Origin of the sequence: Actinoplanes sp. NPDC048791 (assembly GCF_040650095.1) — a bacterium.
In the GTDB taxonomy this organism is placed as follows: Bacteria; Actinomycetota; Actinomycetes; order Mycobacteriales; family Micromonosporaceae; genus Actinoplanes.
This window is the reverse complement of the sequence record NZ_JBEZGQ010000220.1, coordinates 1-10,461: the sequence shown is the minus strand read 5'-3', so window position 1 is coordinate 10,461 and position 10,461 is coordinate 1. Positions and strand designations below refer to the sequence as shown.

Sequence of the window (10,461 nt, the reverse complement as noted above, 5' to 3'; positions counted from 1 at the left end):
CCAGCTGCCGGGGGGGGGGGGGCCCCGCGGGCGGGCCGCGCCCCCCCCCCCCCGCCGGCCGCCCACCGCGCTCAGTCCGCCGACGGCGGCCACGTTGTGGCCCATCATGCCCGCGTACGCGGTGGCGGCCCGGCCGTTCCAGTCGGGCAGATCGCTCGTGAGGTACGAGCTGAGCTCCTCCGCCGTGTCGCTCAGCTCGGCCGCGATGTTGTCCCAGGTGGCGGCGTGCGCGGCGACCACGTCCGGCATGCCGGCGAGCTGGTCGAGCATGTGCTGCAACGGCTCGAAGTACTCCATCGCCCAGCCCAGGCCGTTGGCGAGCAGCGCGCTGAACGGGTCGATCGCGGTGGCCACCACCTCGGTCCCGAAGGCCGCGCCGGCGAGCAGGTCGTCGACCCAGCCCTCGCTCTTGATCGCGGCGACCAGGCCTTCGAAGTTCTCCGCCAGCGACATCCCGGTCCACGGCTGACGGGTCGACGACACGTCGGCGACCAGTGAATGGTCGCTCATCGCCCCGGCCGTTCGCCGGCCTTGCGGACCGTTTCGGCGGCGCCAGCGTCGGTGTCCTCGTAGGCCGCGGCGACCTCGGCGAGCGCGTCGGCGGCCAGCGCGAGGTTCTCCGCCACGTACCCGACCAGGCTGTCCTGCCGCTGGTGGCGCCCTTCCAGCACCGGCGGCAGCCAGCCGCAGAGCAACCCGTACGCCGCGCCGTCCTGGGCGATGGCGGCGCCGGCGGATCTGACCGCGTCGAACCGGGCGCGCACCGCTTCCAGGTGGGCGATGTGCCGGCGGAGCTGGGCCGCGTCGACGGTGAGCTCGTCGGTCACGGCGCGCTCAGCCGTTCGCCGATCTGGGCGGCGATCGCCCGGGCGGCCGGCGATTCCGTGCCGATGGTTTCCGCGACGATCTCCTGGGCCCGGCCGGCGACCCGGCCCTTGGCCGCCCGGATCGTGGTCATGATCGCGTCGGCGACCCGTTCCGGTTCCAGCTGCTGGATCCCCCGGCTCAGCCGCAGGTCCACCAGAGCGCCCTGGGCGTCGACGGTCACCTCCACCGTCCCGCTGTCGTCGGTGGCGGTGACCCGGAGCCGGTCGAGCTGCACGCTCATCGCCCTGGTGTCGGTGGCCAGCCGGTCGATCCGGTCCTTCCAGGCGGCCAGCCGGTCCAGTGCCGCACCGGGTTCCAGAATGGGATCGTTGTCCCACGCCTCGGCGTTCATGACCACCCCCGTGTCGACCCGTGTCGATGGGTCACGGTAGCGATCCGGTGCCACGTCGGTGTATCCGTGAAATGCCACTTATCGGGGGATTGCCGGGCATAGGCTTCTCGTGTTTCGCGTCGGACGGAGTTTTGTCGCACCGAGAGGGCCGGTTGATGCTGGGGAGACGGGCGCTCGTCGCCGTGCTGCTGGTGCTGGCGGTTTCCGGGTGCGGAGGCGACGACGGGGACGACATCGCCGCCGCGCCGGATCGGGGCAGTGTCGGTATCGCCATGCCGACCAAGAAGAGTGAGCGGTGGATCGCCGACGGGGACAACCTCGCCCGCCAGTTCACGTTGCTCGGCTACCGGCCCGACGTGCAGTACGCCGACGATGACATCAAGGCCCAGGTCGGCCAGCTGGAGGCGATGGTCGCGGGGGGCGCCAAGGCGCTGGTCATCGCCGCCATCGACGGGACCGCGCTCAAGGATGTGCTGGGGCGGGCCGCGGCCGCGAAGATCCCGGTGATCGCCTACGACCGGCTGATCCGGGACAGCGCCGACCTGAGCTACTACGCGACCTTCGACAACTTCAAGGTCGGGGTGTTGCAGGGCACCGCGATCCTCGACGGGCTCAAGGGTAAGGGGCCGTTCAACGTCGAGCTGTTCGCCGGCTCCGCGGACGACAACAACGCCACGTTCTTCTTCAACGGTGCCATGAGTGTGCTGCGACCGCAGATCGACTCCGGCCGGCTGGTGGTGCGCAGCGGCGAGACCGCTTTCGCCAAGGCCGCCACGCTGCGCTGGGACGGTGCGGTCGCCAAGAAGCGGATGGCCCGGCTGCTTGCCGAGCACTACCGGTCCGCGCGCGTTGATGCCGTGCTCTCGCCGTACGACGGGCTCAGCCGGGGCATTCTCGACGCGCTCGGGGCCGCGGGGTACGGCGGTGCGAAGAAGGTGCCCGTCATCACCGGGCAGGACGCCGAGCTCGACTCCGTGAAGCTGATCGCCGCCGGCAAGCAGACCGAGACCGTCTACAAGGACACCCGGGAGCTGGCCAAGGTGACCGTACAGATGACCAACTCGCTGCTGACCGGCGGGCGACCGGAGGTCAACGACACCGAGCAGTACAACAACGGGGTCAAGGTGATCCCCACCTTCCTGCTGCAGCCGGTCAACGTCGACAAGTCCAACTACCGGCGCGTCCTGGTCGACAGCGGTTACTACACCGCCGCCGAGGTCACCGCCTGATGCCGCAGCACCCGCGAGGAGAGCCGTCGATGACCAGCGTTCGCGCCACCCGGTGGTTCCTGGATCTTTCCGTCCGGGTCAAGCTGACCGTGCTGGTCGCCGCGAGCCTGGTGGCCCTGGCCGGCTGCCTGGTGGTGACGGTGGTCAACAACCGCAACGCCGAGCGGACCGCCGACCGGCTGGAGACGCTGACCTCGGCCAGCGCCCTGGTGCTGCAGCTCGACCGGGCGGCCAGCGAGCTCAAGGTCAACGGCCTGCAGTCGGTCATCCGAGCCGACGCCAAGGCCCAGGCCGCCCTGCTCAAGGAGCAGGTCGACGCCACCAACGCGCTGGTGACCAAGCTGGAGGCGGTGTCGCTGCCGGGTGGGCTGGCCGCCGCTGTGGAACGCATCAAGACGGTCGCCGCCGACTACACCGCCACGCTGACCCGCTTCGTGGCCGGGGCCGGGGTCGACCAGGGCGCCGCCCGCCTCTCCTGGGAGCAGATCGGGGTTGACAACTACCTGATCAGCGCCGTGCTGGCCAACGAGCGGGCGCTGTTCCTGGACACCGTCGAGCGTTCGCAGCGGTCCGCCGCCGCGAGCCGGGAACGGGCCGAGCGCATCCTGTGGATCGCCGTGGCGCTGGCCGCTCTGGTCGTCTGCCTGCTCGCGTACGTGGTGGTGCAGTCGATCACCCAGCCGTTGCAGCGGGTCCGGACCGCGCTGCGGGCGATGGCCGACGGCGACCTCACCGTCGGCGCGGACGTAACCGGCCGGGACGAGGTCGGGCAGATGGCCCAGGCCCTGGACCAGGCGCAGGCCAACATGCGCCGGGTGGTCTCGTCGGTCGCCGGTTCCGCCGACTCGGTCGCCGCGGCCGCCGAGGAGATGTCCGCGACCTCGACCACCATCGCCAACTCGGCCGAGCTGTCGGCCGGCCAGGCGCACACGGTGTCCCGGGCCGCGGCCGGGGTCTCCGAGAACGTGTCGAGCGTGGCCAAGGGCACCCAGGAGATGGGCCAGTCGATCCGCGAAATTGCGCAGAACGCCACCGCGGCGGCCGAGGTCGCCAGCAAGGCCGTCTCCGTCGCGGAGGCCACCACCGCCCAGGTCGGCAAGCTCGGCGAGTCCTCGGCCGAGATCGGCAACGTGATCAAGGTGATCACCGCCATTGCCGAGCAGACCAACCTGCTCGCCCTCAACGCCACCATCGAAGCGGCCCGGGCCGGCGAGATGGGCAAGGGCTTCGCTGTGGTCGCCTCCGAGGTCAAGGACCTCGCCCAGGAGACCGCCCGGGCCACCGAGGACATCTCCCGCCGGGTCCAGGCCATCCAGACGGACACCACCGGCGCGGTGACCGCGATCGGCGAGATCAGCTCGGTCATCGCGGAGATCAACGACTACCAGGCCACGATCGCCAGCGCGGTCGAGGAGCAGACCGCGACCACCGAGGAGATGAGCCGCAGTGTCGCGGCCGCGGCCGCCGGAGCGGGTGACATCGCCACGAACATCACCGGCCTGGCCGACGCCACCCAGGTCAGCACCGAGGGCATCGGGCAGTCCCGGCAGGCGGTCGTCGAGCTCAGCGGCATGGCCCACCACCTGCAGTCCCTGGTCAGCCACTTCAAGTACTGACCGGCAGCCGCCTGCGGGCCCCGGGCGTCCGGCACGAAGCCGGTGCCCGCGGCCCGCGGACGGATGATCGTCAGGTCACTCCTTGACCGGGATCGCCTGCGACTTGAGCGTCTGGATCGTGGACGCCTGCGCGGCGGTGAGCGCGTCGTTCAGGGTGCCCTTGCCGGAGACGGCGGCCTTGAACCCGTCGGAGGCGTTGGCGTAGGTGGCGGTCATCGTCGGTCCCCAGGTGAAGTCCGGGGTGACCTGGCCGGAGGCCTCGGCGAAGACGTCGTAGATCGCCTGGTCGCCGTAGAACTTGACGCCCTGCTTGAGGGCCGGCAGCGAGGCGCCCGCCTTGGTGGCCGGGTACAGCTGCGCCTTCTCGTTGAGCAGCGTCAGCGCCTCCTCGGAGGTATTCAGCCACAGGGCGAACTGCGCCGCCTCGTACGGGTGCTTGGAACCCTTGAAGACGGCGGTCGACGAACCGCCCCAGTTACCGGCCTTCTTGTCCCCCGCAGCCCACTGCGGCATCGGGGCGACCTTCCACTTGCCCGCCGTCTTCGGCGCGCCGGTGGCGATGGAGTTGGCTCCCCAGACCGCGGAGACCCAGGTCCAGGCCTTGTCGGTGTTGTAGGCGTTGTCCCACTCCGGGGTCCACGGCGGCACCGCCGAGACCAGCTTCTTGTCGATCAGGCCCTGCCAGTAGTCGGCGACCTTCTTGGTGTTCGGGTCGTCCAGCGAGACCGTCCACTGGTTGCCGTCGTTGGTGAACCAGCGGCCGCCGGCCTGCCAGGCGAGCCCGGCGAACTGGTTGATGTCGCTCTGCGAGAAGTTGGTGATGTAGCCACCGGCGGCCTTGACCTTCTCGGCGGCCGCGGCGTACTCGTCCCAGGTGGTCGGCGGGGCGATGCCGGCCTTGTCGAACAGGTCGGCGCGGTAGAACATGGCCATCGGGCCGGAGTCCTGCGGGATGCCGAAGACCTTGCCCTGCTCGCCGAACGTGACCTGGTTCCAGGTCCAGTCCACGAACTGGTCCTTGGCCTTGGCCACGATGTCGCAGCCGCCGAGGTCGGCCAGGCCGTCCTGGACCCGGAAGCTGGGCAGCGCGTCGTACTCGATGTGCCCGAGGTCGGGGGCGTTGCCGGCCTTGAGCTGGTTGAAGAAGTTCTGGTAGGTGCCGCCGTTGCCGTTCGGGCCGGTCTGCACCTTCACCTGGATGTTCGGGTTCTTGGCGTTCCAGACCTTGACGACCTCCTCGAGGTTCGGGATCCACGAGGTGTAGGTGAGGGTCACCGGGCCCGACGACGGCTTGCACGACGCCGCGGCGGTGTCCGTGCCGGAGTCGTCACCACCGCCGGATGAGCAGGCGGCCAGCAGCAAGGCGGAGGTCAGCAGCACGCCGGCCGACCGGAGGGATGCGCGCATAACGTTTCCTTTGTGATGGACGGGATTGAGGCGGATCACTTGACTGCTCCGGCGCCGATACCGCTGCGCCAGTAGCGTTGGAGGAAGAGGAAGGCGACCACCAGGGGCGTGATCGAGAGCAGCGCGCCGACGATCACCAGGCCGCGCAGTTCCGGGATGGTGCTCACCTGGCTGTTCCAGGAGTAGAGGCCGAGCGTCACCGGGAAGAGCCGTTCGTCGCTGAGCATCACCAGCGGCAGCAGGAAGTTGTTCCAGACGGCCACGAACTGGAACAGGAAGATCGTCACCAGGGCCGGGAACATCAGCCGGACCGACACGGTGAAGAAGCTGCGCACCTCGCCGGAGCCGTCGAGCCGGGCGGCCTCGAGCAGTTCCTCGGGCACGCTGGCGGTCGCGTAGATCCGGGCCAGGTAGACCCCGAACGGGTTGACCACGCTGGGCAGGAACACCGACCAAAAGGTGTTCGTCGCCTCGACCTTGCTGAAGATCAGGAAGAGCGGCAGGGCCAGGGCACTGGCCGGGACGAGCACGCCGCCCAGGACGACGTTGAACAGCGTCTCGCGCCCGGGGAAGCGGTACTTGGCGATGGCGTAACCGCACATCGCGGCGAGCAGAGTGCCCAGCAGCGCGGCCCCGCCGGTGTAGAGCAGGCTGTTGACCATCCAGCGCAGGAACACCCCGTCGCCGTAGGCGAGCAGCTCGCGGAGGTTGGCGCCGAGGTTGAAGTCGGCGAACCAGATCGGGTTGGTGCCGGTGATCTGTTCCCGGCTCTTGGACGAGCCCACGAACAGCCACCAGATCGGCACCAGGAAGTAGACGGTGCAGACGCCCATGATGATCATCGCCGCGGTCCGGGAGAGCAGGCTCTCGCGCACCTTCAGACCGGGGGCGCTCACCGCTCGCTCCGGCCCTGGGTGGCCTTGAGGAACGTGAAGGACAGGGCGAACGTGGCCAGCGCCAGCACCACGGAGAACGCCGCCGCCAGGTTGAAGTTCGGGATCGACGAGGTGGAGTAGACGGTGAGGTTCGGCGTGTAGGTGCTCGACACCGCGGAGCTGAAGCTGCGGAACACCTGCGGCTCGGCGATCAGCTGCAGCGTGCCGATGATCGAGAAGACGGTGGTCAGCACGATCGCCGGCAGCACCAGCGGGATCTTCACCGACCAGGCGATCCGGAACTGCCCCGCCCCGTCGATGCGGGCCGCCTCGTAGATCTCGGTGGGGATCGACAGCAGCGACGAGTAGATGATCAGCATGTTGTAGCCGACGTAGACCCAGGTCACGACGTTGGCCATGGCCCACAGCACGAGGTCGGCGCTGAGGAAGTCGACGTTGCGGGTGAGCGCGGTGAACGGCGACAGGTTGGGCGAGTACAGGTAGCCCCACATGATCGCGGCGACCACCCCGGGCACCGCATACGGCACGAAGAACGCGAGCCGGAAGAAGCGCCGGCCCTTGACCAGCCCGGAGTCGAGCAGCAGGGCCAGCAGCAGGGCCAGGCCCAGCATCACCGGCACCTGGACGGCACCGAAGAGCAGCACCCGGCCGACCGACGCCCAGAACGGGCCGTCGGCGAAGACCCGCTCGTACTGCACGAGCCCGCCGAAGACCTCGCGGGCCGGGCCGAACGTGCCGGTGCGCTCCAGCTTGTACAGCGACTGCACGATCGCGTACCCGATGGGCACCAGGTAGAAGAGGACGAACAGCACCCCGAAGGGCACCACGAAGAACAACACTGCCCGGGTGTGCCGGGAACGGCGCGGGCGCGGGGGCCGGGCCGCGGGCGGAGCAGCCCCGGCGATCCGGCTTTCGGTCACGGTCATGCCGACTCCGCCTCTCTTGTCATGCCCTCCTGGCCCTCGCCGTCACGGCCGCCGCGCACCCGCGCTGAGCGAGGTTCGGTGCAGTCCGTCATGACGCTTTCCTCTCTGACGACACGGACGGCACCGGCACCGACCTTGAGCAACCCGGGTACGGCCTCCCCGGTGACCAGGTCGCGTCCGGTGACGGGGTGCTCGATGTCCTGCCGGCCGTGGTTGATGACGAAGACGTAACTGCGGTCGCCGCCGGCGCGGCGGACCACCTCGACGGAGCCGTCGCTCTCCGGACCGGTGGCCCGGACCCCGGCCCCACGGACGGCGGCGCGCAGGAGATCCCGCAGGCCGTCGTCGTCCAGCGCGGTGGCCACGTACCAGGAAGTGCCCTGGCCGTGGCTGTTGCGGGTGACCGCCGGGACGCCCGGCAGCGGCCCGTCGGCGTAGCGGTCGACGATCTCGGCGGTGGTGGCCCGCAGGTGCTCGGTCCAGAGCGTGGCGGTCGCTCCCCCAGTGAGGGTGACCTGGTGGCCGGGCAGCAGCGGGAAGAACTCCTCGGCGACGACGCCGAGCATCTCCCGGAACGCGCCCGGGTAGCCGCCGAGCCGGACCCGGTCGGCGAGGTCGACGATGCCGCTGTAGAACGTCACCACGGCGTGCCCGCCATCGGCCACGTACGTGTTGATCGCGGCGGCGTCCTCGTCCGAGACCATGTGCAGGCACGGCACGATGACCAGGCGGTACCGGCTGAGGTCCGTACCGGGAGCGACCACGTCGGCGGTCACGCCGAGCCGGCGCACCGCCCGGTAGGCCGCGTGCACCTGGTCGAGGTACCGCACGTCCTGCGACGGGCGGGCCTCGGTGTCGGTGGCCCACCACGACTGCCAGCTGAACAGGACCGCCACCTCGGCCCGCACCGTCGTGCCGGCCACCTCGGCGAGCGCGTCCAGCGTCGCGGACAGCTCGAGCACCTCGCGCCAGCCGGCGGTGTCGGTGCCGGCGTGCGGCACCAGCGCCGAGTGGAACTTCTCCGCACCCTGGGCCGAGGCCCGCCACTGGAAGAAGCAGACCGAGTCGGCGCCGCGCGCGACGTGGGTCAGCGAGTTGCGCAGCATCTGCCCGGGCACCTTGGCCAGGTTGTACGGCTGCCAGTTGACCGCGCCGGTGGACTGTTCCATGAGCATCCAGGGCCGTCCGCCGGCCAGCCCCCGGGTGAGGTCGGCCGCGAACGACAGCTCCGCGTCCGGGTCGCCCAGACGGTGGTCGAGGTAGTGGTCGTTGGCGACGACGTCCATCTCCGGCGCCCAGCTCCAGTAGTCCAGCGCGCGGATGTGCGCGGTGACCATGAAGTTGGTGGTGACCGGCGCGCTGCTGTGCCGGCGCAGCACGGCCGCCTCGGCCCGGTAGTGCTCGAGCAGCGCGTCGGAGCTGAACCGCTGGAAGTCCACGAGCTGACCCGGGTTGCGCAGGGACAACGCAAGCCGCGGCGGCTGGACCTCGGCGAAGCCGGCGTAGCGCTGGCTCCAGAACGAGGTGCCCCAGGCCTGGTTGAGCGCGTCGATGCTGCCGTAACGGCGGACCAGCCAGGCCCGGAACGCCTCGGCGCTGGCCTCGTCGTAGCAGAGCGCGTTGTGGCAGCCGAGCTCGTTGGAGACGTGCCAGAGGGCGATCGCCGGGTGGTCGCCGTACCGGCGGGCGACCTGCTCGACCAGGGCCAGGGCGTGCTCGCGGAACACCGGCGAGCTGGGGCACCAGGCCTGCCGGCCACCGGGAGAGCGGGTGGTGCCGTCGGCGGCCACGGGCAGGATCTCCGGGTGCCGGGTGGTCAGCCAGGGCGGCGGTGACGAGGTACCCGTGCCGAGGTTGATGCGGATCCCGTTGTCGTGCAACAGGGCGATGATGGTGTCGAGGGTGCTGAAGTCGTACTCACCGGGCCGGGGCTCGATGCTCGCCCAGCCGAAGATGTTGACGGCCACGAGGTCGATGCCCGCCGTACGCATCAGCGCGACGTCCTCGGCCCACACCTCCGGCGGCCACTGCTCGAAGTTGTAGTCGCAACCGAGGCTGATGCCCGCCATCGGATCCCCTTCCACGTCACGTGTGTGCACGTGCACACATTGCGCCGCGGCAACAGGGCCATGTCGGATGTGTGAACGTGCACACACTAGGCACGGCCTCCGGACCAGGTCAATAGGCCGGCCCTACACTGCTGACGTGGCCCCGCCGAGCAAGCCCAGACGCGCCACGGTCCACGACGTCGCCGCGGCGGCCGGGATCTCGCGTGGCACGGTCAGCCGCGTCCTGAACGGCGGCTACGTCTCGGCCGAGGCCCGCGCCGCCATCGAGGCCGCGATCGCCGAGGTCGGCTACGTGCCCAACACCGCCGCCCGCAACCTGGTGATGCGCCGCTCCCAGGCGGTCGGCTTCCTGGCCCTGGAACCGCACTCGCTGCTGCTCGACGACCCCAACATCGGCGCCATCATGCTGGGCGCCAACGAGGTCCTCTCGGTCGCCGACCACCAGATGGTCAACCTGGTCGTCGACTCGGCCCGCGACACCGAACGGGTGGCCCGCTACCTCAGCGGCGGCTTCGTCGACGGGGCGATCATCGTCTCGGCCCGCAGCCACGACCCGATCACCCGGGTCATCGCGGAGCTCCGGCTGCCCGCGACCTTCGTGGGCCACCCGCCGGACCTGCACCGCAGCATCCCGTACGTGGGCATCGACAACGTCGGCTCGGCCCGCGCGATCACCGAACGGCTGGCCGCCACCGGCCGCCGGCACATCGCGATGATCGCGGCGGCGCTGGACCGCGACTCCGGCGCCGACCGTCTGACCGGCTTCCGGGCGGCGCTGGGTGACCGCTTCGACCCGAGGCTGGTCGCGGAGGTGCCGCTGTACGACTACGCGTCCGGGGTGAAAGGCATGCGGGAGCTGCTGGCCCGCGAGCCCCGCATCGACGGGCTCTTCGCCGCGTCGGACGCGCTGGCGGCGGGGGCGCTGGAGGTGCTGCGGGACGCGGGTCGCAGCGCGCCGACGGACATCGGGGTGGTCGGCTTCGACGACAGCTCGTGGGCGTTGCGCACGCAGCCGCCACTGTCGACGGTGCACCAGCCGGCGCGGGAGATCGGGCGGAACGCGGCGGATCTGGTGCTGCGGCAGCTGCGCGGCGAGGAG

Annotated in this window: 9 protein-coding genes and 1 pseudogene; 3 read left to right on the top strand and 7 right to left on the bottom strand. The window is 70.5% G+C overall.

The window, feature by feature from the left end:
- From AB0C29_RS18165 to AB0C29_RS18155, 3 genes and pseudogenes are all read right to left on the bottom strand, one after another.
- Window positions 1–510: pseudogene (locus tag AB0C29_RS18165) on the bottom strand (hypothetical protein); the annotation flags it as partial.
- Window positions 507–827, bottom strand: a complete 321-nt coding sequence (locus AB0C29_RS18160; protein ID WP_360821507.1) for a type VII secretion target — start codon at window positions 825–827, stop codon at window positions 507–509. The pseudogene AB0C29_RS18165 and the gene AB0C29_RS18160, both read right to left, overlap by 4 nt.
- Window positions 824–1,219, bottom strand: coding sequence for a YbaB/EbfC family nucleoid-associated protein (locus AB0C29_RS18155; RefSeq protein ID WP_360821505.1), 396 nt, complete (start codon window positions 1,217–1,219; stop codon window positions 824–826). The genes AB0C29_RS18160 and AB0C29_RS18155 overlap by 4 nt, the downstream gene beginning before the upstream one ends.
- A gap of 155 nt (window positions 1,220–1,374) precedes the next feature.
- Here AB0C29_RS18155 and chvE point away from each other — a divergent pair, with 155 nt between their 5' ends.
- Both chvE and AB0C29_RS18145 read left to right on the top strand, forming a co-directional pair.
- Window positions 1,375–2,448 (top strand): multiple monosaccharide ABC transporter substrate-binding protein, encoded by a 1,074-nt coding sequence (gene chvE, locus AB0C29_RS18150; RefSeq protein ID WP_360821504.1) that lies wholly within the window; start codon window positions 1,375–1,377, stop codon window positions 2,446–2,448.
- Window positions 2,449–2,477: 29 nt separating this feature from the next.
- Window positions 2,478–4,064, top strand: a complete 1,587-nt coding sequence (locus tag AB0C29_RS18145) for a methyl-accepting chemotaxis protein (protein ID WP_360821501.1) — start codon at window positions 2,478–2,480, stop codon at window positions 4,062–4,064.
- 75 nt (window positions 4,065–4,139) lie between these two features.
- Here AB0C29_RS18145 and AB0C29_RS18140 read toward each other — a convergent pair whose 3' ends face one another.
- From AB0C29_RS18140 to AB0C29_RS18125, 4 genes are read right to left on the bottom strand one after another with little or no spacing between them, the layout of a single operon-like run.
- On the bottom strand, window positions 4,140–5,471 hold the full coding sequence (locus AB0C29_RS18140; RefSeq protein ID WP_360821499.1) for an extracellular solute-binding protein: 1,332 nt from the start codon (window positions 5,469–5,471) through the stop codon (window positions 4,140–4,142).
- A gap of 35 nt (window positions 5,472–5,506) precedes the next feature.
- Window positions 5,507–6,367, bottom strand: coding sequence for a carbohydrate ABC transporter permease (locus AB0C29_RS18135; protein WP_360821497.1), 861 nt, complete (start codon window positions 6,365–6,367; stop codon window positions 5,507–5,509).
- Window positions 6,364–7,293 carry a sugar ABC transporter permease gene (locus AB0C29_RS18130; protein WP_360821495.1) on the bottom strand — a complete coding sequence of 310 codons (930 nt, stop codon included), beginning with the start codon at window positions 7,291–7,293 and terminating at the stop codon, window positions 6,364–6,366. The genes AB0C29_RS18135 and AB0C29_RS18130 overlap by 4 nt, the downstream gene beginning before the upstream one ends.
- Window positions 7,290–9,392: a beta-galactosidase gene (locus tag AB0C29_RS18125; protein ID WP_360821493.1), complete on the bottom strand. Its 2,103-nt coding sequence runs from the start codon at window positions 9,390–9,392 to the stop codon at window positions 7,290–7,292. The genes AB0C29_RS18130 and AB0C29_RS18125 overlap by 4 nt, the downstream gene beginning before the upstream one ends.
- A 106-nt stretch (window positions 9,393–9,498) precedes the next feature.
- Here AB0C29_RS18125 and AB0C29_RS18120 point away from each other — a divergent pair.
- Window positions 9,499–10,461 (top strand): LacI family DNA-binding transcriptional regulator (locus AB0C29_RS18120; RefSeq protein WP_360821491.1); only part of this gene is annotated, 963 nt, incomplete at its 3' end.